At 67.3% G+C, this 23200-nt stretch carries 18 protein-coding genes and 1 tRNA gene; 15 read left to right on the top strand and 4 right to left on the bottom strand.

Annotated elements, in window-relative coordinates; genetic code table 11:
* The first annotated feature begins 170 nt into the window (after positions 1-170).
* The 10 genes from KM176_RS03860 (at position 171) to KM176_RS03905 (ending at position 11373) form a co-directional block, all read left to right on the top strand.
* A complete protein-coding gene (locus KM176_RS03860) occupies positions 171-1157 on the top strand; it encodes an ABC transporter substrate-binding protein (RefSeq protein ID WP_160895304.1) in 987 nt (328 codons plus the stop codon).
* A 4-nt stretch (positions 1158-1161) separates the two neighbouring features.
* Positions 1162-1947, top strand: coding sequence for an ABC transporter ATP-binding protein (locus tag KM176_RS03865; protein WP_160895305.1), 786 nt, complete (start codon positions 1162-1164; stop codon positions 1945-1947).
* On the top strand, positions 1944-2813 hold the full coding sequence (locus tag KM176_RS03870; protein WP_160895306.1) for an ABC transporter permease: 870 nt from the start codon (positions 1944-1946) through the stop codon (positions 2811-2813). Before KM176_RS03865 ends, KM176_RS03870 begins: the two co-directional genes overlap by 4 nt.
* A 4-nt stretch (positions 2814-2817) precedes the next feature.
* A complete protein-coding gene (locus tag KM176_RS03875; protein ID WP_160895307.1) occupies positions 2818-4086 on the top strand; it encodes a cytosine deaminase in 1269 nt (422 codons plus the stop codon).
* A gap of 1 nt (position 4087) precedes the next feature.
* Positions 4088-5485, top strand: coding sequence for an FAD-binding oxidoreductase (locus KM176_RS03880; protein WP_160895308.1), 1398 nt, complete (start codon positions 4088-4090; stop codon positions 5483-5485).
* Complete coding sequence (locus KM176_RS03885; RefSeq protein ID WP_160895445.1) at positions 5485-6069, top strand: NAD(P)H-dependent oxidoreductase; 585 nt, start codon at positions 5485-5487, stop codon at positions 6067-6069. The genes KM176_RS03880 and KM176_RS03885 overlap by 1 nt, the downstream gene beginning before the upstream one ends.
* Positions 6069-6689 (top strand): NAD(P)H-dependent oxidoreductase, encoded by a 621-nt coding sequence (locus tag KM176_RS03890; RefSeq protein WP_160895309.1) that lies wholly within the window; start codon positions 6069-6071, stop codon positions 6687-6689. Before KM176_RS03885 ends, KM176_RS03890 begins: the two co-directional genes overlap by 1 nt.
* The gene (locus KM176_RS03895; RefSeq protein ID WP_160895310.1) at positions 6686-7480 is read left to right on the top strand and encodes a creatininase family protein; all 795 of its coding nucleotides are present in this window, start codon (positions 6686-6688) and stop codon (positions 7478-7480) included. The genes KM176_RS03890 and KM176_RS03895 overlap by 4 nt, the downstream gene beginning before the upstream one ends.
* 449 nt (positions 7481-7929) lie before the next feature.
* A complete protein-coding gene (locus tag KM176_RS03900; protein ID WP_160895311.1) occupies positions 7930-9504 on the top strand; it encodes a tetratricopeptide repeat protein in 1575 nt (524 codons plus the stop codon).
* Positions 9505-9621: 117 nt separating this feature from the next.
* Positions 9622-11373 (top strand): sugar phosphorylase, encoded by a 1752-nt coding sequence (locus tag KM176_RS03905; protein WP_160895312.1) that lies wholly within the window; start codon positions 9622-9624, stop codon positions 11371-11373.
* A gap of 199 nt (positions 11374-11572) precedes the next feature.
* Here the strand turns inward: KM176_RS03905 and KM176_RS03910 are convergent, their stop codons facing one another.
* Complete coding sequence (locus tag KM176_RS03910) at positions 11573-12793, bottom strand: glycosyltransferase family protein (protein WP_160895313.1); 1221 nt, start codon at positions 12791-12793, stop codon at positions 11573-11575.
* Positions 12794-12805: 12 nt separating this feature from the next.
* Entirely contained in the window at positions 12806-13588 is a 783-nt protein-coding gene (locus KM176_RS03915) for an HAD-IIB family hydrolase (RefSeq protein WP_160895314.1), read from the bottom strand.
* A gap of 48 nt (positions 13589-13636) precedes the next feature.
* On the opposite strand from KM176_RS03915, the gene KM176_RS03920 reads away from it, so the two are divergent.
* Positions 13637-13712: transfer RNA gene (locus tag KM176_RS03920), tRNA-Val, on the top strand.
* A 108-nt stretch (positions 13713-13820) separates the two neighbouring features.
* Here the strand turns inward: KM176_RS03920 and KM176_RS03925 are convergent.
* Positions 13821-14777 carry a LysR family transcriptional regulator gene (locus tag KM176_RS03925; RefSeq protein WP_160895315.1) on the bottom strand — a complete coding sequence of 319 codons (957 nt, stop codon included), beginning with the start codon at positions 14775-14777 and terminating at the stop codon, positions 13821-13823.
* Positions 14778-14885: 108 nt separating this feature from the next.
* Between KM176_RS03925 and KM176_RS03930 the strand changes: the two genes are divergently transcribed.
* From KM176_RS03930 to KM176_RS03945, 4 genes are all read left to right on the top strand, one after another.
* Complete coding sequence (locus KM176_RS03930) at positions 14886-15866, top strand: NAD(P)H-binding protein (RefSeq protein WP_160895316.1); 981 nt, start codon at positions 14886-14888, stop codon at positions 15864-15866.
* A 241-nt stretch (positions 15867-16107) separates the two neighbouring features.
* Positions 16108-18543, top strand: a complete 2436-nt coding sequence (locus KM176_RS03935) for a putative bifunctional diguanylate cyclase/phosphodiesterase (RefSeq protein ID WP_160895317.1) — start codon at positions 16108-16110, stop codon at positions 18541-18543.
* Positions 18544-19107: 564 nt separating this feature from the next.
* Positions 19108-19269: a hypothetical protein gene (locus tag KM176_RS03940; RefSeq protein WP_160895318.1), complete on the top strand. Its 162-nt coding sequence runs from the start codon at positions 19108-19110 to the stop codon at positions 19267-19269.
* 193 nt (positions 19270-19462) lie between these two features.
* Entirely contained in the window at positions 19463-21892 is a 2430-nt protein-coding gene (locus KM176_RS03945) for a GcvT family protein (protein ID WP_160895319.1), read from the top strand.
* 4 nt (positions 21893-21896) lie between these two features.
* Here the strand turns inward: KM176_RS03945 and KM176_RS03950 are convergent, their stop codons facing one another.
* On the bottom strand, positions 21897-23066 hold the full coding sequence (locus KM176_RS03950) for an MFS transporter (protein ID WP_160895320.1): 1170 nt from the start codon (positions 23064-23066) through the stop codon (positions 21897-21899).
* Positions 23067-23200: the final 134 nt, after the last annotated feature.

A 23200-nucleotide genomic window follows, 5' to 3' on the forward strand; every position in this document is an offset into this window, starting at 1 on the left:
CGCTCCGGCCTCTGCCGGGATCACGGGATTGCCCAAGGGTTAGGCAGCTCCCTGACCGGAAAGTCAAAAAATGACCCGTTGCGGGAAATATCCCGTGTCCTGTTGCGAATTTCGGTCGCATGCGCCCTGACGCCCGCCAAGGCTGGGCCTACAGGACAGGGAGATACAACATGTTCCGGACTCACCTCGCTTCGGCGGCCGCGCTTCTGGCGATGGCGGCCCCTCTGGCGGCGCAGGACCTCACCAAGGTGACCTTCGGCACCAACTGGGTGGCCGAAGCCGAGCACGGCGGCTTCTATCAGGCCGTGGTGGATGGCACCTACAAGGATTGCGGCCTGGATGTGACCATCCTGCCCGGCGGTCCCCAGGTGAACAACCAGGCCCTGCTGCTGGCCGGCAAGATCGACTTCTACATGGGCTCGACCCTGGGCGCCTTCTTCGGCGTCGAACAGGACCTGCCGCTGGTCGATGTGGCAGCGCTGTTCCAGAAGGACCCGCAGGTCCTGCTGACCCACCCGGGCAAGGCCAAGACCTTCGAGGATCTGAAGCCGATGAAGATGATCGTGGCCGATGCCACGCCCTATTACAGCTGGCTGAAGGCGGCCTACGGCTTCACCGACGAGCAGCGCCAGACCTATACCTTCAACTCGGCCCCCTTCATCGTGGACGAGAATGCCGCCCAGCAGGGCTATGTCTCCTCCGAGCCGTTCTCCATCAAGCAGCAGACCGGCTGGGCGCCGGATGTCTGGCTGCTGGCCGACCATGGCTACACCGCCTATGCGACGACGATCCAGACCATGCAGGGCACCATCGACAAGTCTCCTGAGGTTGTTCAGTGCTTCGTCGATGGCTCGATCAAGGGCTGGTACAACTACCTCTACGGGGATCGCTCGAAGACCGATGCGATGATCAAGGAGGTGAACCCCGACATGTCCCAGGAGGCCATCGACTACGCCGTGCAGGCGATGAAGGACCAGGGCATCGTGGATTCGGGCGATGCGCTGACCCTGGGCATCGGTGCCATCACCGACGCCCGCGAAAAGGACTTCTACGACAAGATGGTCGAGGGCGGCGTCGTGAAGGCGGGCCTGGATATCTCCAAGGCCTACACGAAGCAGTTCGTGGACAAGGGCGTCGGCATGGATCTGAAGAAGTAACCTTATGATCGCTGACCTCGGAAACCGCGCGCCGATCCTGAACGTCCGTTCTGTCGACAAGACGTTCAACAAGGGGGTCGTCGCGCTCCGCCGGTTGTCCCTGACGGTGAACGAGGGCGATTTCATCTCGCTCCTCGGCCCGTCGGGCTGCGGCAAATCCACGGCCCTGCGCCTGATCGCAGGGCTGATGGAGCCCTCCATCGGCAAGATCGACTGGACCGGGGGGCAGGGCGCCGACGATCTGGGCGTGGTGTTCCAGGAACCGACCCTGATGCCCTGGGCGACGGTGGCCAAGAACGTCTGGACGCCGTTCCGCCTGCGCGGCCAGTCGTTCCGCTCCGTGAAGGACCGGATCGAGGAGGCGCTCTCTCTCGTCGGGCTTGAGAAATTCGCCAATGCCTATCCGCGCGAGCTGTCGGGCGGCATGAAGATGCGGGTCTCCATCGCCCGCGCGCTGGTCACCCGACCGCGCCTGATCCTGATGGACGAACCCTTTGCGGCTCTGGACGAGATCACCCGCCAGAAGCTGAACGACGACCTGCTGAACCTGAAGGCGCGCACCGGGGCGACGGTGATCTTCGTCACCCATTCGGTCTTCGAAAGCGTCTTCCTGTCGGACCGCATCCTGGTGATGGCCGCCCGCCCGGGCCGCATCATCAAGGAGATCCAGGTCCCCGAACCCTATCCCCGCGGCATCGAATGGCGCACCTCGGCGGAATATGCCCGCATCGCGCGCGAGACCTCGGACACGCTGCACGGCGCCACCGGCGCCACGGAGGCCGCAGAATGAGCCTGACCGACACCACCCCCGCCGCCGAACCCATTGAAGGGCCCCTGCACGACGCCCAGGAAGAGCGCAAGGCCCGGCGCAAGAAGATGGAGAAGATCGCCAAATACGTGCTGCCCGTCCTCGTGATGGCGCTGGCGATCTGGTACTGGGACCGGCTGGTGGTCTGGAACAACATCCCGAAATACATCCTGCCCGGCCCGGGGCTGGTGATGAAGACGCTGTTTTCCGACTGGGGCATCCTGTCCTCGGCGCTGCTGGTGACGCTGAAGATCACCGCCATGGCGCTGGGCGTCGCGGTGATCGGGGGGGTGGCGATCGCGGTCATCTTCTCGCTCTCGCGCTTTGCCGAGATGTCCTTTGCCCCCTTCGCGGTTATCCTTCAGGTGACGCCCATCGTCTCGATCGCGCCGCTGATCTTCATCTACATCGACAACCGCTTCATCGCGCTGCTGTTCTGCGCCTGGATCGTGGCCTTCTTCCCGATCCTGTCGAACACCACGCTGGGGCTGAAATCGGTCGATCACAACCTGTCGGACCTGATGACCATCTACCGCGCCAACCGCTGGCAGCGGCTGCGCTACCTGCAACTGCCCTCGGCGCTGCCCTATTTCATGGGCGGGCTGCGCATCGCGGGCGGTCTGGCGCTGATCGGCGCGGTGGTCGCGGAATACATCGCCGGCACCGGCGGCATCGGGTCGGGGCTGGCGTTCCGCATCCTGGAGGCCAGCTACCGGCTGAACATCCCCCGCATGTTCGCGGGGCTGATCCTGATCGCGGCAACCGGGGTGATCATCTACGGGCTGACCTCGCTGGTCAGCTGGCTGGCGCTGCGCAAGTGGCACGAAAGTGCGCTGAACCGAGAGTAAAGACATGGCACTTCCCAAACTTCCCGGCGGCCCCGTCCGGCTGACCAATCTTTCCGTGCCCGGCTACCTGGTGGGGGCAAGCACGCCCTTCGCGCCGGCCTCCGTCGCGATCCGGGACGGAAAGTTCACCGCCGACACCACCGGCCTGCCGCAGATCGACATGCGGGGCGCCATCGCCTTCCCCCGCTTCGTCGAGGCGCATACCCACCTCGACAAGGGGCACATCACGCCCCGGATGCCGAACCCCACGGGCACCTTCGAGGGCGCGCTTGGCGCCGTGGGCGCCGATGCCGCCGCCCGCTGGACCACCGAGGACGTGCGCGCCCGCATGACCTTCGCGCTGAAATCGGCCTATGCCCATGGCACCGGCGCGATCCGCACCCATCTGGACAGCCAGCCGCCCAAGGACGGCATCGCCTGGCCGCTCTTTGCCGAGGTGCGCGCGGAATGGGCCGACCGGATCGCGCTACAGGCCTCCTGCCTGGTGACCTGCCTTTACCTGACCGACCCGGCCTTCCAGGGTACGGCGGACTGGGTGGCGAAGACCGGTGGCATCCTGGGCGCGGTGACCTATCCCAACCCCGATCTTCAGGCGCAGCTGGATATCTTCTTTGATACGGCGGATGCGCGCGGCCTGCACACCGACATCCATGTCGATGAAACCATGGACCCGACCGTCAACACCCTGCGCGACATCGCGAAGACGGTGCTGGCGCGCGGCTATGACCGCAAGCTTCAGGTCGGCCATGTCTGCTCGCTGTCCACCATGCCCGAGAAGGAGGCGCTGGAGACCCTCGACCTGGTGGCTGAGGCCGGGATCGACGTGGTTTCCCTGCCGATGTGCAACCTCTACCTTCAGGACCGCCACGCCGGGCGCACGCCCAGGAACCGCGGCATCACCCTGGTGCACGAGATGGTCGAACGCGGCATCAACGTCTCGTTTGCCTCCGACAACACCCGCGACCCGTTCTACGCCTATGGCGATCTGGACATGATCGAGGTGATGCGCGAGGCGATGCGGATCGGCCATCTGGACCATTCCGACTACCCCTGGTTCCGCAGCTTCCTGGCGAACCCCGCCGCCGCCTGCGGCTTCGACACCCCCGATTTCGCCCCGGGCAAGCGCGCCGACATGGTGATCTGCAATGCCCGCAACTGGACCGAGCTGTTCTCGCGTCCGCAACATGACCGCCTCGTGATGGTGGGAGGCGCCTGCATCGACACGACGCTGCCCGATTACGAGGACCTCGACGACATCATGAGGATCGCCTGACATGGACCTCGACGGCTGCATCAAAGCCCTTTCGCACCTCGACCTCGACACCAAGCCGGTTTCGGTGAAGGCCAAGAGCCGGGATTTCTTCTGGTATTCGCCCGTGCTGAAGGCGCGGCTGGATCACGTCACGGCGGATTTCGTCGTCTCGCCCACCTCCGAGGCCGAGGTGATCGAGGTGCTGAAGACCTGCTATGCCCATGACGTGCCGGTCACCGCGCGCGGCACCGGCACCGGCAACTACGGCCAGGCCATGCCGCTGGCGGGGGGCTGCGTGCTGAACCTCGCCAACATGAACAAGGTGAAGGAGATCCGCCCCGGTTCCGTCGTGGTCGAACCCGGCGCCGTGCTGCGCGACCTCGATGCCGCCTGCAAGGGCGACAGCGGGCAGGAGCTGCGCATGTTCTCCTCCACCTGGGCGACCGCGACCATCGGCGGCTTTGTCGCCGGGGGCTCCGGCGGGGTCGGGGGCATCCGCTGGGGGTCCTTGCGCGATCCCGGAAACATCATCCGCCTGCGCGTCGTGACCATGGAGGCCGAGCCGCAGATCCAGGAGATCACCGGAGAGGACCTGACCCGCGTTGCCCATGCCTATGGCACCAACGGCATCATCACCGAGCTGGAGATGCCGCTGACCGCCGCCTACGACTGGGTCGGCATGTTCGTGACCTTCCCCGATTTCGGTGAAGCGCTGCGCTATGCCTACGATCTGGCCAGCCAGGACGGCATCCTGCTGAAGCTGATCTCGGTCTTCGAACCGCCCGTCGCGCATGACTACTTCCTGCGGGTGAAACCCCATGTGACGCCCGATCAGACGGTGCTGGCGATCATGGTGGCGCCGCAGTCGATGGCAGGCTTTGAAACCTTCACCGCCCGCCACGCGGGCGCCGAGGTGATCTACCGCAGCGATCAGACGCAGTGGACCAAGGCGCCCGGTCATGTCTTCGAATACGGCTGGAACCACACCACCCTGCGCGCGATGAAGATCGACCCCTCGATCACCTATCTGCAAACCTCCTACGGGACCGAGGATCCGGTGGCGAAGGTGCTGGAGGCGCGCGCGGCCTTCTCGCCCGAATGCCTCCAGCATATCGAGGTGACGCGCAGCGGTGGCCGCGTGAACATGGCCGGGCTGACGCTGGTCAAGTTCACCACCGAAGAACGCCTGGACGCCATCGTCGCCGAGCACGAGGCGATGGGCATCCCGAACTTCAACCCGCACCGCTACACGCTGGAAGAGGGCGGGCGGCAGGCCACCGATGCCCGCCAGCTGGAATTCAAGCGCCAGGTCGATCCCAAGGGTCTGCTGAACCCGGGCAAGATGATCTCCTGGGATGATCCCGACTGGGGCTATGAGACGATGTACGCCTGGCCGGGGCTTCGGAAGGCGGCCGAGTGATGGGACGCCGCGCGCTGGTGGTCTATGCCCACCCCTGCGAGGAAAGCTTTGCCGGGGCGCTGCATGCGCAGACCGTGGCGGGCCTGTCGAAAGGGGGGTGGGAGGTCGATGACTGCGATCTTTATGCCGAGGGGTTCAGCCCGGTGCTGACCGCCGAGGAGCGCCGCAATTATCACAACCTCGACGTCAACACCCTGCCGGTGCAGGGCTACGTGGACCGCCTGCGCGCCGCCGATGCGCTGATCCTCGTCTTCCCGGTGTGGAACATGTACTACCCGGCGATGCTGAAGGGCTTCTTCGACCGGGTCTATTTGCCGGGCGTCTCCTTCAAGATGCAGAACGGGGTGACGGTGCCGGCGCTGTCGAACATCCGCAAGCTGGGCGCGGTCTGCACCTATGGGGGCGCGCGCTGGAAGGCGCGGCTGGCGGGCGATCCGCCGCGCCGCGCGGTGATGCGGGCGGCCTGGGGCTCGACCCGGCTGGCCTCGCGCCGCTTCCTGGCCCTCTACGACATGAACCGGGCCACCGAGGTGCGCCGCAAGGCCTTCCTTGGTCAGGTCGGACAGGAAATGGAGACCTTCTGATGAAGGCGCTCGTCGTCTATTGCCACCCTTCCGGCGAAAGCTTCACCGCCGGGATCCGGGACCTTGTCCTGAAGCACCTGAGCGAGGCCGGGGCCGAGATCCGCCTGCGCGACCTTTACGCCGAGGGGTTCGATCCGGTGCTGCCGCTGCCGGAATGGACCGGCTACCTGGAGACGCCGGCGAACCGTGCCCCGGTCGAAGACCACTGCGCCGATCTGGAATGGTGCGACACGCTGATCTTCGTCTACCCGACCTGGTGGTACGGGTTGCCGGCGATGCTGAAAGGCTGGCTGGACCGGGTGTTCCTGCCCGACGTGGCCTTCCTGATGCCCAAGGCGGACGGAGAGGTCATCCGCCCCGGCCTGCATCACATCACCCGCCTTGGCATCTTCACCACCTGCGGCGCCTCCTGGTGGCTGACGCGCTTTGTCGGCGCGCCGGGACGGCGCACCATCGCGCGCGGCCTCGGCCTGCTGCTGCACCGGCGCGCCCGCCGCGCCTTCGCTGCCCATTACCTGATGGACAGCTCCACCCCGGAAAGCCGCCGGAAGCACCTCGCGCGGGTGTCGCGCCAGATGACCCGCCTCCTGCGGCCGCTGAAACAAGGATCCCAGACATGAGCGCCCGCGACTGGAAAGAGTTCCGCGCCCCCGAGTTCATCGGCCTCGACCCGATGAAGACCATCGCCGTCCTGCCCGTCGCCGCGATCGAGCAGCACGGGCCGCATCTGCCGGTCGGCACCGACACGATCATCAACGAGGGCAACCTGGCCCTGCTGAAGCAACGCGCCCCCGCCGACATGGACATCCGCATCCTGCCGGTGCAGGCGGTCGGCAAGTCGAACGAGCACCTCTGGGCCGCCGGGACCATCACGCTGTCGGCGGAAACCGCCCTGCGCGCCTGGACCGAAATCGGGCTGTCCGTCGCCCGCGCCGGCATCCGCAAGCTGGTGATCATGAATTCCCACGGCGGCAATGCCGACCTGATCTCCATCGTCTCGCGCGAGCTGCGGGTGCAGGCGGGGATGTTCTGCGTGCGCCTTGGCTGGGGCGCCACCGGCGGGCCGCAGGGCCTTTATTCCGAGCAGGAGCGTACCTACGGCATCCACGGCGGCGACAGCGAGACCAGCCAGGTGCTGAACTTTGCCCCGAACTGCGTTGAGATGTCCTTGGCCGAGGATTTCCGATCCTCCGCCGAGACCTCGCTGTTCTCTCCGATCGGGCCGGTGGCCTATGGCTGGACGGCGGCGGACTGCAACCCGAAGGGCGTTGTGGGCGAGGCTCATCTTGCAACCGCAGAAAAGGGTGCGACCCACGCGGAGACCGTCGTCGATGGCATGATCGCCCTGCTGCGCAAGGTCGAAGCCCAGTCGCTGGACGGTTTTGCCCCGGCCATGGCGCCGGGGCTCTGATCACCGGGCCGGGCGGGGCCATTTCCGCCCGGCCCGGCGGGACCGGTTTATCCACAAGGTCCCGGGGCGGCATTGCGACCCCCTTTGTTTGCGGGGTGTCCGGCCAATTCTTAATGGCCACGCAGCCGCGGGCCAAATGGGGTGACAATCGGTCGCGCCTTGCCATGTGCGGGAATTTCATGGTGCTGGTCAGGGGTTACCGGTTTGCAGCGCCGCAGCTCTGGCCGCGTTTCCAAATGCAGCTGTCACCGGCATTTTTCCGACGCGTCCGTAGGATCCTTTTTCGGAAACGAAGCTGTCGAAAAATTGCCCAGGGTGATAGGTTGTTATTGCGGCAGGATATATTCTTGCGCGGCGAATGTGTTTTTCCTTGAAACCACCACCGGGAAGGCGCCTTATGCAACCACAGGGTGCACGTTGTGCACGGGGGTCGCGTTCGGGAGGCTCGATTGGAAGTCGCAAGGTCAGACGATGCGGCGGACTGGGATGAGGACAGGGAAGAGGCCGCGCTTTCGGCGATGCAGCATGTCATCGACGGCGGGTACCTTGGCCAGACCTCCCGCCTGAGGGCCATCCTCGAATACCTTGTTCATGAAGAACTGGCCGGTCGGGGGGCGCGCATCAAGGCCTATGCGATCGGAACCGAGGTTCTGGGTCGGGGCGCGGACTTCAATCCCTCAAGCGACAGTATCGTCCGGGTCGAAATGGCCCGCCTGCGCCGGGCGCTGGAGTTGCATGACGCCGGAGAGGGCCGGAACTGCCCGCTGCGCATCCATTTCTCGCGCGGGAGCTACCGGCCGCAGTTCCTGCCCAATCCCGCCTATGTCTCCTGCGAACCGCCGCCCTCCGGCCGCCGTCGGGCGCTGCTGCGCCAGGTGATGCTGGTGGGGCTGCTGCCGGCCATGCTGGTCATCCTGCTGATGGTCACGCCCGGGATCGGCCGGCTGAGCGATCTGCTCTCGCCGCCGCCCGGTACGGTGAAGATCCATCTGCGCGGGGTCGGGGAACCGCTGCGCACCGGGCCGCTGGTGATGGAGGTCGGCAAGGTGCTGTCGGGCTTCGAGATGCTCGACCTGGTGATGCCGGGGGGGCTGGGGCGGCCTCTGCCCGATTCAGGGCCGCAGGACTACGTGCTGGAGGTGGTGCATTCCGGCGAGATGGGGATGCTGATCCTGCGCCATGGTTCGGACCGTCATATCCTGGCCACCAAGGTCGCGACCCTGGAAACCGGCGGGGTGACTCCGGTTTCGCCCTGGTCGCAGGGCGAGGGGCTGAGCCCGCTGGAGCGCCTGGCGGCGTCGCTGGTGCAGGGGCAGGGGCCGCTGTGGCGCGATGTCCTGCAAGAGGGGGAGAGCGGGCGCGTGATGGGCTGCGCGGCGGACCTCTACATGGCGCTGTCCACGGGTGGCGCGCCAGAGACGCCCGGCTGCGCCACGCCGGGACTGCTGCGCGAGGCGCCGGTCTTCCTGCGGGCGCTTGCGATGCTGACCGGAGACAGCCCGCCTTCCGCAGAGGCCGCCCGCCCGGAGGTGAGCGGCGGCGTGTCGCCGCTGATGCAGTACGCGCTGTTCCGGGCACGGCTGGCCCGGGGCGAGCTGCCCGGCGCGATCGCGGCCGGGCGCATGGCGGTGCGGCTCAATCCCCATGATGCCACGGTTCTGGCCGGAGTCGGCGGGCCGCTTGCGCGCCTGGGCCCGGCGGAAGAGGCGCTGAGCTACCTGACGCGGGCGCAGCTTCTGCAGCCCGCGCCGGACCCGGCCCGGGCCTTCGACCTGTTCCTGGCCGGCTTCCGGCGGGGGGACGACACGGTGATGCAGGCCGCTGCCGGAGCGCTGTCGGGCAGCGCCCGGGCCGATCACCTGGCCGCCCGGGTCATCGCCCTGCGCCAGCCCGTGGACCGCGAAACGCTGCGCGACCTGCTGCGCCGGGAAGGGGCCCCGGCGCTGTTCCGCCCCGAGGACGGCTTCGGCCCCTCCCTGCGCGAGGCGCTGCTGGGCGCGCTCGAGGGCGGGCAATCTTTCTGAGCGCGCGGCGCGGCCATTCCACGCAGCCCCGGCCCCCGAAGGGCCTCCGGATGCCGCTACGTCTTGCACCCCCGGAAAAAGTCTGGAAGCTTTCAAGGCAGTAACCGGAGTAGTGCCTTGCAGACGACCGAGTCCTCCTCGACCTTCCGCCACAAGCTGGAATCCCTGGTGCGGCAGATCTATCCGGATCAGGACGTGCCGGCCCTCTCCCAGGCGCTGATCACCGCCTTCTGGCCCGAGGACAGCAGCCGCCGCAAGCGCGGTCGCGTGCCCGGCAACCGGCAGTGGTCCGAACGCGACGCCCTGGTCATCACCTATGGCAACTCCATCGTCGATGGCCAGCACAAGCCCCTGGACCTGCTGCGGGATTTCCTGACCAACCGGCTGTCGGGCGTGGTCAACGGGGTCCATATCCTGCCCTTCTTCCCCTATACGTCCGACGACGGTTTCGCGGTGACGGATTATCGCGCGGTGAACCCGATCCTGGGCGACTGGTCCGACATTCGCCGCATCGGCGAGGAATTCCTGCTGATGTCGGACCTGGTGCTGAACCATGTCTCCAGCTCCTCGGCCTGGTTCAACGCCTACCGCCAGGGCCATCCGCCCTATGACCGTTTCTTCTTCGAGGCATCCCCCGGCGAGGACCTCTCGATGGTGGTGCGTCCGCGCACCCACCCGCTGCTGCGCGAGGTCTCGACCGCGAACGGGACCAAGCATGTCTGGTGCACCTTCAGCCACGACCAGGTGGATCTGGACTTCCGCAACCCCGAGGTGCTGAAGGAATTCCTGCGGGTGATGCGGCTGCATGTCGACAACGGGGTGCGCATCATCCGCCTCGATGCGGTGGCCTTCCTGTGGAAGGAGGTGGGCACGAAATGCATCCACCTTCCCCAGACCCATGCCATCATCCGGCTGATGCGGCTGTTCTTCGACTATGCCTCGGAAAGCCTGATCCTGCTGACCGAGACCAACGTGCCGAACGCGGAAAACCTCTCCTACTTCGGCAACCGCAACGAGGCCCACGCGGTCTACAACTTCTCGCTGCCGCCGCTGATCCTGCATGCCATGCTGGCGGGCACGGCAAAGAACCTGATCCGCTGGCAGGCGACCATGCCGCCGGCGCAGCTGGGCTGTGCCTATCTGAACTTCACCGCCTCCCACGACGGGATCGGGATGCGCCCCGCCGAAGGCATCCTCAAGCCCGAGGACACCGCCCGCGTCATCCAGTCGATCCGCGATTTCGGCGGTCGCGTGTCGATGCGGGCGCTGCCCGATGGCGGTGAAAGCCCCTATGAGCTCAACATCACCTGGTTCGAGGCGATGAAGGGCACCTTCGCGGGCGAGGACGGGCACCAGCTGGAGCGTTTCCTGGCTTCCCAGACCATGATGATGGCGCTGGAAGGCATTCCCGCCTTCTACATCCACGCGCTGCTCGGCACGCCCAACGATCAGGAAGGGGTCGAGAAATCCGGTCACAACCGGGCAATCAACCGCCGCCGCTGGGATTACCGGGAGCTGCTGGACCTGCTCGACGATCCCGCCTCGACCCAGGCGCAGGTGCTCTCGGAAATGCGCCGCCGCATCGGCGTGCGCCGCCGCCAGCGCGCCTTTCACCCCAATGCCACCCAGTTCACCCTGCAGGTCGATGACCGCATCTTCGGCCTCTGGCGTCAGAGCCTCGATCGGGACCAGTCGATCTTCGCGCTGCACAACGTGTCCGATGCGACGATCGAGATCGACCCGCTGGCGATCAACCTCATCGACGGAGAGGATTGGATCGATCTGCTCAGCGACGAGACGATCAATCCCGGCGGAGCGCCGATTTCCTTCGCGCCCTATCAGTGCCGGTGGATCACCAACCGGGGCTGAGCGCCCCTGGCAAGCGCCGCGATTGCATATTTATGGAAAGATGAAAGCCGAAGGGCGTGCCCGCATCAGCGGGTGCGAGTCCGTATTTGGGGAAAGATGAAAGGAGCGCGCGCGCCTCCCCCCATTTTCTTGTTCCAAATACCTCGGGGGAAACGGCGCGCAGCGCCGGCGGGGGCAGAGCCCCCTGACCGGTTCAAATTCAGGCGAATTCCTTCAAGTCCTCGGCCACTGCCTTCAGCATGTCCGACATCAGGTCGGGATCCGCCGCATGGACCCGGTTCCAGGTCGGAATGAACGGGGTCTCGTGCGGATTCGCCAGGAAGGCCTGTCCGGCCTCGATGATGTTCTCGGCGAAAAGTTCGGCGGCAATCTCTTCCTGGTGGCGGTCGATGAAGAGGCCGTTGGCCTTGGCGTCGTTGTAGTAGCAGTCCAGCAGATCCAGGGCCGAGCGATAGTAGGTGGCCTTCAGGGTGCGGAACACCTCTTCGGTGAAGACCGTGCCATCGGCGGCCAGCTTGCGGAACACCGCCTTGCAGATGTCGATCGACATCCGGCTCAGCCCTTGGGTCTTGTCTTCCTGGCTCAGGTCCTGGTGCTTGTGGTCGTAACTGTCGGCGATCTCCACCTGGCAGACCGATTTCGGGGCCATGTTGCGCCAGGCCTCCGAGAGCACGCCGATCTCCAGCCCCCAGTCAGAGGGGATGCGCAGGTCGGGAAGCGCCGTGGTGCGCATCGCCATCTCGCCCGAGAGCGGGTAGCGGAAGGCGCGCAGGTAATCGAGGTAGTCGCGATCCCCGATGGTGCGCTTCAGCGCGATCAGCAGCGGCGAGACCAGCATCCGGCTGACCCGGCCGTTGATCTTGTTGGCGCCGACCCGGGCGTAATAGCCCTTGGAAAGCTGGTAGGGGAAGGTGGGGTTGGCCACCGGGTAGACCATCCGGGCCAGCATGTCGCGGTGGTAGGTCACGATATCGCAGTCGTGGATCGCCACCACCGAGCTGTCGGCGCAGGCGATCAGGAAGCCCAGGCATCCCCACACGTTCTTGCCCTTGCCGGGCTCGATCGGGCCGAGGCCCAGATCCTCAAGTCGCTTGTGGATCGCCTGCATCCGGGGGCTGTCGTTCCAGATGACCACGTGGTTCTGCGGCAGCACCGAGAAGAACTGCCGCGCATGGCGATACTGGTCCTCGCTCGCCCGGTCGAGGCCGATGACGATGCGGTGCAGGTAGGGGACCTGCGAGAGCTCTGCCAGGATGTTGGGCAGCGCATCGCCCTCCAGCTCCGAGTAGAGCGAGGGCAGCACCAGGCTGATCTTGCGCACCGTGGCAAAGCTTGCCAGTTCGCGGCTCATGTCCTCGGTGCTGCGGGTGCGGAGGTTGTGGATGGTGGCGATATTGCCGTTCTGGTGAAAGTCTGCCACCGGAGGCTCCTGTCAGGTTTCCGTCAGGTTCGATAGTAGCGGCTGGATCATTTCGTTCCAGCCTTCCGGACCCATTTTCGTGCTGCGGCGGATTTGCCCTGTCGCTTCGCCGGGCAGCGGCGGCAGGCCGGTGCCATGGGGGTTCCCGATAATGAAACCCAGGTCGGCGGTTTCCAGCATTTCCCGGTCATTGGGCGCATCGCCAAGCGCGACCATGCGGGGGGCGTCGTACTGCGCGGCGATCTCGGCCATGCGGTCGGCCTTGGTGCCGCCGAAGGAGAGCGTCAGGTAGCGGCCGCCGCGCCGGGCCGTCACGCCGCGTTCGGCCAGAGCGGCGATGAAGGCGGCCTCGCTCCCGGCATCGCCGTCCCAGAGCCCGGGTTCGGAGAAGCTGCGCCGGCAGGCCATGGCGGCGCCCTCGGGCGACAGGCCCGCATCTTCGGCCACCCCGTCGGGGCCGAGATCGCCAAAGCCCCGGAAAGGCGCCCGCAGTTCGGCGGGCAGGTCTTCGAGGAGGGCGCGCAGGCGCTGGTAGTCGGGGCCTAGCGCGGGGGCGGGCGTTTCGGCAGGCAGCAGGCCCGCGCCGTTTTCGACGATGGCGGGCCAGCGCGACAGGCCCATGCGCGCGCGCAGCGCCGCGATCTCGGGGCCGGTCTTGGACGAGGCCAGGATCACCGGGATCGCGTGCCGGGCCAGCCCTTCAAGGGCCGGACGTGCCGGGTCCCAGCCATAGCTTGCATGATCCAGCAGGGTGCCGTCGAGATCGGTGAAGACGATGAAGGGGGGATGCTGCATGTCACCTCTTGCCATCCCGGCCGGCCATGCGGTAGAGGATCGCCCGGCGGGTGATTAGCTCAGTTGGTAGAGCGCTTCGTTTACACCGAAGATGTCGGGAGTTCGAGTCTCTCATCACCCACCATTCAAGCCATTGATTTATATTTACTTTGCGCTTTCCCAAGATGGGTTTGCGAAATGTTCCTAGGTTGCGTGAACTGAAGCAGACGATTTCCGGCGCCTTTCAGGAGGGTCACCGGGGCTCGGGTGCTGCCTCCTTTGACTGGAGGGCGCGGGTCAGGCCCCGGGCGATCACGTCGCTGACCCGCCGGACGGCGGCATTGGTGCGCAGGTCGCGATGGGCCACCAGCCAGACCGGCAGTGGCGGAATGGGCACCGGCAACGGCACCGGGATCAGCCCCTGGCGGCGCGCCAGCGCGACCGGCGAAAAACCGATGCCCGCCCCGCTTGCCAGCAAATGGGCGTAGACGATCTGGTCGTCGGTGCGCAGCGCGAAGGCGTCACGGGTGGTTTGCAGCCCGGCGGCGCGCAGCCCGTCGAGGATCAGCGTCGAGCGGTCGTAGCCCAGCAGGCGATGGGACAGCAGGCTTTGCGCCTCCGGTTCGGGCAGCCCGTGGGCCTGCACATAGCTGGGGGCGGCGAAGGCGCCCAGGCGCAGCTCTCCGATCTTGCGGGCGATCAGTTCCGGCTGGGTCGGGCGCACCATGCGCACGGCGATGTCGGCATCGCGCCGCAGAAGATTGGCGACCTCGTCGCTGGCCACCACGTCGATATGGATCTGCGGATCGCTCTGGCCGAGGGCGGTCAGGATCGGCGGCAGCAGGTAGGTCGAGACGACCCGGCTTGCGGTGATGCGCACATCGCCGGCAGGCACGGTCTTGCGACCGGTCGCGGCGCGCTGGAAGGCATCGGCCTCGGCGGCCATCGCCTCGGCCCGCACAAGCAGGTCGGCCCCGGCATCGGTCAGCACCACGCCCCGGCGCCCGCGCAGGAACAGGGTGGTGCCCAGCTGCGCCTCCAGCGCGTCGATCCGCCGCCCGAGCGTGGGCTGCGACAGGCCGGTGCGGCCCGCCGCAAGCGTCAGCGATCCGGCCCGGGCGACGGCCAGGAACAGGCGCACCGCGTTCCAGTCCAGGGCGCTGGCGGGCAGGGGGAAATCGGCATCGTGACGGGCGTCTACATCATTCATTTCTGAATGGTAGTGCTTCGCCTGCGGCCATGGAAGTCTCTTTCCTGAATGGTCATCCTCATCCTGTCACAGCCAGTTCAAGGGAATGAACAGATGAACCCGTCCGACATGTCCGATACATCCCATCGCCTGACCATCGCCGTCCTGGGCGCCAACGGGCGGCTTGGATCCAGCGTGGCCTGCGCGGCGGCCGCCCGTGGCCATCACGTGATCGCGGTGACCCGCACCGGTCGCCTGGCCGCCGAAGTGGCCGGCGCCCCGGGCCGGCCCGAGCCCCGGGCGGCGGATGCCCTGCAGGCCGGATCTCTGGCCGGCGCGATCCGCGGGGCCGATGTGGTGGTCAATGCGCTGAACCCGGTCTACACCGACTGGCCGAAGACCGTCCGGCCGATGGCGCGCAACGTGATCGCTGCCTGCGCGGCCACCGGGGCGCATCACCTGTTCCCCGGAAATGTCTACAATTACGGCGCGGGGATGCCGGCGGTGCTGCGGGCGGATACCCCTCAGGTCCCGACGGCCCGCAAGGGGGTGATCCGCCGCGATGTCGAGGCGCTGCTGCGACAGGCCGCGGCCGAGGGGCGGGTGCGCACGACGATCCTGCGCGCCGGCGATTTCTACGGCGGGCCCCGTCCGGGCGGTTCGTGGTTCGACCTTGCCGTGGCCTCCCGGCTGGGCAAGGGGCGATTCGTCTATCCCGGGCCGATGGATCTGCCCCATGCCTGGGCCTATCTGCCCGATCTCGCGCGGGCCTTCGTGGCGCTGGCCGAAGCCCATGCCGCCCTGCCGGATTTCGCCGATCTGGGCTTTGCCGGCCATGTGCTGACCGGGGCCCGGATGAAGGCGCTTCTGGAAGGCGCGGCGGGGCGTCCTCTGAAACCGGCGCGATTCCCCTGGACCGCGATCCGCGCGCTGAGTCTGGTGCATCCGATGTCGCGGGAAATCGCGGAAATGGCCTATCTCTGGTCCACGCCCCATGCCCTTGACGGCGCGGATCTTGAGGCCCTGATCGGCGCTTTGCCGCAGACCCCGCCCGAGGCGGCGGTGGCCGGGGCGCTGGCGGCGATGCAGGCGGTTCCGAAGGCCGCCTGACGGGGGCGAAGCGGCGGGCGGGCTCGTGGCGCGAAGGGCACAACCGCGCAGCCTTCACATATCAAGCTAGTGTTGCGACCGGCTTCGGGGCAGAACGGCTGTGTCGGAGAAGGGCGGTCGCAAGAACCAATATCCGTCGGCCCCTCCGATGAGAACCGCGGTTCGGTCCGTTGCCTCCCGGGGCGGCGGGCCCGGCCTGCGCTCTGCTTTCAGGTATAGCCCCAAAGCGCGGAGAGGCGGGATGACGGCACTGTTTCTTGGTCATGTGGTTCTGTTCTCGGCTTTCCCGCTGGCCTTCTCGATGTTGCAGCCGCTGTCCCGGAGGGTGCATTTCTACCTCTATCTCGCGGTGATCCTGCTGATCGGCGGCTTCCTGGGCAATGCCTATGCGCTGAATCTGGGCGAGGGGCTGACGGTGTCGGGCGGCAACCTGTGCTACGGTGCCTTCATGATGACCTCGGTCCTCTTCGTGCTGCTGGAGCGGGATATCCTCGTGCTGCGGCATGTGATCCGGCTGGTGGTGGTGGTCGACCTGTTCAACATCCTGTTCTCGGTCCTGGTCACCACGACGCTGAACGCCCCGGGCGTCAGCAATCCGCACGGCACCCCGGCGGCGCTGTTCCGGCAATCGGTACCGCTGATCGTGCTGGGGGGCCTGCTGATCGTGGCCGAGCTGTTCGTGCTGTTCTTCTGGTTCGAACGGGTCAAGCGCTGGCGCGTGCCGGCGCCCTTCGTGGAACTGGCCTACCTGCTGGGCTTCGTGGCGGTGCTATGCGCCGACGGGATTGCCTTTCCGCTGATCGCCTTCGGCATGTCCCCCGAAATCGTCGCGGTGGTGATCGGCGGTCTGGGCGGCAAGGTGCTGACGGCGGCGGCCTATGCGGGGGCGCTGCTGATCTTCATGACGCTCTGGCGGCGCCGCTTCGTGCAGTACCTGGAGGCCGATGTCTTCACCTGGCGGGTCTTTCTGTCGACCTCGAGCGACCTGATCCGCACCCTGTCGGAGAACGAGCGCGCCCAGCGTCAGGCCGAGGCCGTGTTCCGCAGTGCGAACGACGGGCTGGCGGTGCTGGGGGCCGACGGGCGGGTGCTGCGGGCCAACGGGGCCTTCCGCCGGCTGACGGGGGCGCAGGAGGCGGCCCCGGCTCCGCTTTTCCATCATGCCGGGCACGTCCTGGGCCTGCCGCCGCGCCCGGACGAATCCTGGCGGGGCGAGGTGCGCTTCGGGGCAGAGCGTGCCGCACAGGGCATCCTGTCGGTCACGCCGGTTCCGGTGCTCGGGGCGGATGAACGCACCTTCGTCTGTTCCCTGACCGACATCTCTGAGCAGAAGCGCGCCCAGGAAGAGCTTGACCATCTGGCGATGCACGATCCGCTGACCGATCTGGCGAACCGGCGGGCGCTGGATGCGGCATTGCGCGGGCTGGCGGAACCGGTGGCGCTGGCGATCCTCGATCTCGACCGGTTCAAGGATGTGAACGACAGTTTCGGTCATGTGGTGGGGGATGACCTGCTGTGCCAGGTGGCGCAGCGCATCCGCAGCGCCTTGCCCGAGATCGCGCGCGCAGAGTTCTTCCGGATCGGCGGGGACGAATTCGCCCTGCTGCTGCCCGGCACCGGTGAACCCGGTCTGCGCGCCGCCGTGAGCGCGCTGAACGCCGTTCTGGTGCCGCCCTTCACCCTGGTCAACGGCGCCGCCGTTGCGATGACGGCGACCTGGGGCGGCAGCCTGGGGCGCAGCGGTCGCGATGGGGATCTGTTCGCCCGGGCGGATGCCGCGCTCTACGACGTCAAGCAGGGGGCCAAGGGCACGCTGGGCATCTACCAGGAACGTCTGACCCGTGCCGCCCAGAGGCGGCTGTCGCTGGGCCTGCGCCTGCGCGAGGCGCTGGAGCGGCAGATGCCCGAGGACGCACCGCCCCGGGACGGCGCCCTTTCGGTGGCCTATCAGCCGCAGATCGGGCGCGATGGCCGCCTTTACGGGTTGGAGGCGCTGGCGCGCTGGACCGATCCGGAGCTTGGGCAGATCTCGCCTGCGGAATTCATTCCCCTGGCCGAGGACCACGGGCTGATCGACCGGCTGGGCCGGTTCATGCTGCGGCGGGCCTGCCGGGACGGGGCGGGCTGGCTGGCGGCGGGGCTGGACCCGGGCCGGATCTCGGTCAATGTCTCGGCGCTGCAGATGCGCACCCCGGGGCTGGAAAGGCGCGTCGCGCGGGTTCTGAAAGAGACCGGCTTTCCCCCCCGGGCGTTGCAGCTTGAACTGACCGAGACCGTCTTCCTTGGCCGCGAAAGCGAGGTGCTGCCGATCTTCGAAAAGCTGAAGGCTCTGGGGGTGCGGCTGGCCGTCGATGATTTCGGCACCGGCTACTCCTCGCTCTCCTTCCTGCCGCAGCTGCCCTGGGACACGCTGAAGATCGACCGCAGCTTCGTCGCGCTGGCGGTCGGGGATCCGCGGCGCCGGGCGCTGGTGACGTCGATCACGGCCATGGCGAAGGGGCTGGACCTGACGGTCATCGCCGAGGGGGTGGAGGCCCCCGAGCAGCATGTGATGCTGCAGGAGATCGGCTGCGATGTCTTCCAGGGCTTCCTGTTCGCCCGCCCGATGCCCTCCAATGCGGTGCCCGCCTTCTGTGCCGGAATTGGGCCCGGAGATCCCCCGGCACTGGCCCGCTGAGGGGAAGGTCGGCGGAAATGGCGGGCCCTTCCGGCGGGCTTTTTATGTTCGTGAATTGCGGCGGCGCATTCCAGATGACGGGCCCGTTCATTTCCGGATCTCCGGAATGAAGGAAGTTCTTTACATTATTCGGATGCCCGCCGGGAATAGCGCGTGAAGAGACCGGATTTCGACATGGATCGGGCCTGCCTGCCCCCGGGGGCGACGCCGCCTTGTTCGCGCCCGAGCGGCGTCGGGCAGGGGGATCTGATTTCCCCAAGGGTAACCTAAAGGGTTGTATGTATCTGGGCCGTTCCTCTTCATAATTTGGAAGCAGGCCCTTTTCGTAATTATTTACGGACCCTCTGCGCTGTGTGGCTGACCGGGGGGGGCTTGCGCTGCTGCCCTCGACCAATATCGACCGGACCTCTTCCGAAAGCACCTTCGACACCGAGATCGGGACCTTCCGGATCACCAATGGCGGCCAGGAAAAAAGCGGCCTGGGCCTGCGGATGTCGGCGCGGGCCGAGGCACATCTGCCCTCGGTCGGGTCCGACCTGTGGCGGCCTCAGTGCGGGGCTGACCTTGCGCAGCTACGATGGTCGGTTCCCGGCGCTGACACGGGCCCGGGCGGACCGCGCCTACAGCCTTGGCGCCAGCCTTTCGCCGCGCCGCTTCACCCAGTTCGGCGCCAGTCCGGAGCTGAGCTGCGTCGCGCAGCGCACCCTGTCGAATGTCGCGCTCTAAACCTTCGACGCCGTCGATTGCGCGCTGGATTTTTTCTGCAACTTCTGAGCGGCCCCTGCGTGGAAACAGGGCAGAGCCGCCAAATTGCCGGGATCGGCGCGGACAAAACGGGGATTCGTAAAAAATCGAGATTGATTTTTAAGTCACCCCGGCAAAGCGTGTCCTTCGGACCGCTGTCACGCAAGGAGTTCCCATGGCCGGCTTTCCCACCTCAGCCCGGGTTGTCATCATCGGCGGAGGCGTGGTCGGCGTCTCGGCGCTCTATCACCTGGCCCGCGCCGGCTGGAGCGATTGCGTCCTGCTGGAGAAGAACGAGCTGACGGCGGGATCGACCTGGCATGCGGCGGGCAATGTGCCGACCTTTTCGGGGGACTGGGCGCTGATGAACATGCAGCGCTATTCAGCCGAGCTGTATCGCCGCCTTGGCGCCGAGGTCGATTACCCGATGAACTACCATGTAACGGGCTCTGTCCGGCTGGGGCACAGTGCCGACCGGCTGGAGGAATTCCGCCGCGTCGTCGGCATGGGGCGGCGCCAGGGCATGGGGATGGAGATCCTCTCGCCCGGGGATCTGAAGGGGCGCTATCCCTTCGTGGAGACCGGCGGGCTGACCGGCGCGCTATATGATCCGAACGACGGTGATATCGACCCCGCGCAGCTGACCCAGGCGCTGGCCAAGGGCGCGCGGGCCGCCGGCGCCCGGATCGAGCGCTTCTGCCCCGCCACCGGCGTGCGCCGGGAGGGCGAGGACTGGGTGGTCGAGACCCAGAAGGGAGAGATCCGCTGCGAGATCGTCGTCAATGCCGCTGGCTACTATGCCGCCGAGGTCGCCCGCTGGTTCGGCCGCCGCCTGCCGATGGTGGTGATGAGCCATCAGTACCTGCTGTTCGACACCGTGCCCGAGCTGGAAAGCTGGTCGCGCGAGGTCGGTCACAAGCTGCCGCTGCTGCGCGATGTCGATGACAGCTACTACCTGCGGCAGGAGAAATACGGCTTCAACCTCGGGCCCTATGAATCCGCCTGCAAGGCGCACTGGATCACCCCCGAGGATCCCTTCCCGCAGGATTTCAGCTTTCAGCTGTTTCCCGATGATCTGGACCGGCTGGAGCCGCAGATCGCCGCCGCCATGGGGCGCGTGCCGCTGCTGGAACAGGCCGCACTGACCCGGGTGATCAACGGCCCGATCCCCTATACGCCCGATGGCAACCCGCTGATCGGCCCGATGCCCGGGGTGCCCAATGCCTACGAGGCCTGCGTATTCACCTTCGGGATCTGCCAGGGCGGCGGCGCCGGCAAGGCGCTGGCGGAATGGATCACCGAGGGGCGCACGGAATGGGACATGTGGTCCTGCGACCCGCGTCGCTTCACCGGCTTCGAGGAGCCCGATTATGCCATCGCCAAGGGCAAGGAGATCTATGGCAACGAATATGCCATCCATTACCCGCACCATGTCTGGCCGGCGGCGCGCGACCGCAAGTGCTCGCCCCTGCATGAGGCGCTGAAGGCACGTGGCGCGCAGTTCGGCCCCTTCAACGGCTGGGAGCGCGCGCTGTGGTTTGCCCGCCCGGGCGATGACACCTCAGAGGCGGCGCAGCGCACCTGGCGTCGGGACGGCCCCTGGGAAGGTGCCGTGGCCGAGGAGGCCCGCGCGGTGCGGGATCATGCCGGGGTGCTGGACCTGCCGGGGTTCTCGCGCTTCCGCCTCAGCGGGGCGGGGGCGGCGGAGTGGCTGGCGCGGCAGATCACCGGGCGGGTGCCGCAGCCCGGGCGGCTGGGGCTGGGTTACTTCGCCGATGAAACCGGCGGCATCGTGACCGAGATGTCGATGGCCTGTCTGGCCCCCGATACCTTCTGGCTGATCACCGCCGCCACCGCCCAGTCCCATGACCGCGACTGGCTGATGAAGCATCTGGAGCCGGGGCTGGAGCTGCGGGACGAGACCGCGGACTGGACCACCCTGATCCTGACCGGCCCGAAGGCGCGCGATCTGCTGGCGCCGCTCAGTGATGCGGATCTCTCGCTTCCCTGGCTCAGCCTTCAGGAGGCGCAGGTGGCGGGCCGTCCGGTGCAACTGATCCGCGTCAGCTTCGCCGGAGAGCTGGGCTGGGAGCTGCACGCGCGCCCCGAAGACGCGCCGGCGCTGTGGGACGCTCTGGTGGCGGCAGGGGTGCGGCCCTTCGGGATGTTCGCCCTCGACAGCCTGCGGATCGAGAAGGGCTATCGCGGCTGGAAGACCGATCTTTCCACCGAATACAGCGTGCTTCAGGCGGGGCTGGGCCGTTTCGTCGATTTCTCCAAGCCCGTGTTCCGGGGCCGGGAGGCGCTGCTGGCCGAAGTGGATGCCCCCCGCGCGCGCCAGTTCGCCGCGCTTGCGCTTGAGGGCCCCGCGGTCGATGTGCCCGCGCTCTCGACGCTCTGGCAGGGCGATACCATCGTCGGAGAGGTCACCTCGTCTGCCTGGGGCTACCGGCTTGGGCATTGCCTGGCGCTGGGGATGCTGGACCGGGCGCTCTGCGCGCCCGGCACCGTTCTTGAGGTCGAGGTCTTCGATCGCCGCTACCCGGCCCGGGTGCTGGCCGAGGCCGAGCTTTGGGACAGTTCCAACGCCCGGCTGCGGGCCTGACCCCTCAGGCCGTGGCGCGGGCGTCGCGGCGCTGGCGGCTGAACCAGACCAGCGCCAGGGCGGCGGCGGCGGTCAGGGCACCGGCCACCGGCACCGCGCTGTAGCCCAGCCCGGCGCGGATCACCGCGCCGCCCAGGGCCGCGCCGATGGCATTGCCCAGGTTGAAGGCCCCGATATTGACCGAGGAGGCCAGGCCCGGCGCCTCGGCGGCGGCCAGCATCACGCGGGTCTGTACCGGGGGCACGATGGCAAAGGCGGCGGCGCCCCAGACCAGCAGCACGGCGCCCGCGCCCAGGGTCGATCCCGCCAGCAGCGGCACCGCCAGGCTCAGCAGGCTGAGGGCTGCCAGGAACAGCGCCGTCGCCCCGTCCAGCGACCAGCCCGCCAGCCGTCCGCCCAGCCAGTTGCCGACCGAAAAGCCCAGGCCGATCAGCACCAGCGCCAGGGTCACGAACCCGTCCGAGGCCCCGGCCAGGCTGTGCAGCAGCGGCGCCACGTAGGTATAGAGGGTGAACATCGCGCTGGCGCCCAGAACCGTGGTCAGCAGCGCGGCCAGCACCTGCGGGCGCGCCAGCACCGACAGTTCGTGGCGCACATCGGGGCGGGTGCCGGGCTGGCCGGCGGGCAGGGCACGCCACAGCGCCGCCATGGTGATCAGCCCCAGAACGGCGGTACCGGCAAAGGCCATGCGCCAGCCGATGTGCTGGCCGACCCAGGTTGCCATCGGCACGCCGCCGACATTGGCGATGGTCAGGCCCATGAACATCGCGGCGACCGCGCTGGCGCGTTTCTCGGGGGCCACGACCGAGGCGGCAACCACCGCGCCCAGCCCGAAGAAGGCCCCGTGGTTGAGGCTGGTGATCACCCGCGCCGCCATCAGCCCGCCGTAACTTGGCGCCACGGCGGACAGCAGGTTCCCGAGGGTGAAGATCGCCATCAGGCTGATCAGCGCCTGGCGCTTGCCGAAACGGCTGAACAGCAGCGTCATCACCGGCGCGCCGATCATCACCCCCAGGGCATAGGCGCTGACCAGCAGGCCCGCCGCCGGGATCGACACGTCGAGGCCTCCGGCAATCACCGGCAGCATGCCCATGGGCGAAAACTCGGTCACGCCGATGCCGAAGGCGCCGGTGGCAAGGGCCAGCAGGGGCCAGTTCATCTTGTTGATTTGCATTGCGGTGTCCTTTCCGGGCCGGGGTCCGACCCCGCAGGAGGAGGAGAGGGAGGAGAAGGCCCCGGAATACCCCCTGCGTCCGCGCTTGAAAATCCGGCCCAAGGGCACATGATCTGTGAACCTGTTTCACGAAA

The organism is Pseudooceanicola endophyticus, assembly GCF_018760365.1.
Classification (GTDB): Bacteria; Pseudomonadota; Alphaproteobacteria; order Rhodobacterales; family Rhodobacteraceae; genus Pseudooceanicola; species Pseudooceanicola endophyticus.

Coding starts and splice junctions, on each gene's coding strand:
- KM176_RS03860 (WP_160895304.1), top strand. CDS start 171: ATGTTCCGGACTCACCTCGCTTCGGCGGCCGCGCTTCTGGCGATGGCG.
- KM176_RS03865 (WP_160895305.1), top strand. CDS start 1,162: ATGATCGCTGACCTCGGAAACCGCGCGCCGATCCTGAACGTCCGTTCT.
- KM176_RS03870 (WP_160895306.1), top strand. CDS start 1,944: ATGAGCCTGACCGACACCACCCCCGCCGCCGAACCCATTGAAGGGCCC.
- KM176_RS03875 (WP_160895307.1), top strand. CDS start 2,818: ATGGCACTTCCCAAACTTCCCGGCGGCCCCGTCCGGCTGACCAATCTT.
- KM176_RS03880 (WP_160895308.1), top strand. CDS start 4,088: ATGGACCTCGACGGCTGCATCAAAGCCCTTTCGCACCTCGACCTCGAC.
- KM176_RS03885 (WP_160895445.1), top strand. CDS start 5,485: ATGGGACGCCGCGCGCTGGTGGTCTATGCCCACCCCTGCGAGGAAAGC.
- KM176_RS03890 (WP_160895309.1), top strand. CDS start 6,069: ATGAAGGCGCTCGTCGTCTATTGCCACCCTTCCGGCGAAAGCTTCACC.
- KM176_RS03895 (WP_160895310.1), top strand. CDS start 6,686: ATGAGCGCCCGCGACTGGAAAGAGTTCCGCGCCCCCGAGTTCATCGGC.
- KM176_RS03915 (WP_160895314.1), bottom strand. CDS start 13,588: ATGCAGCATCCCCCCTTCATCGTCTTCACCGATCTCGACGGCACCCTG.
- KM176_RS03925 (WP_160895315.1), bottom strand. CDS start 14,777: ATGAATGATGTAGACGCCCGTCACGATGCCGATTTCCCCCTGCCCGCC.
- KM176_RS03930 (WP_160895316.1), top strand. CDS start 14,886: ATGTCCGATACATCCCATCGCCTGACCATCGCCGTCCTGGGCGCCAAC.
- KM176_RS03935 (WP_160895317.1), top strand. CDS start 16,108: ATGACGGCACTGTTTCTTGGTCATGTGGTTCTGTTCTCGGCTTTCCCG.
- KM176_RS03945 (WP_160895319.1), top strand. CDS start 19,463: ATGGCCGGCTTTCCCACCTCAGCCCGGGTTGTCATCATCGGCGGAGGC.
- KM176_RS03950 (WP_160895320.1), bottom strand. CDS start 23,066: ATGCAAATCAACAAGATGAACTGGCCCCTGCTGGCCCTTGCCACCGGC.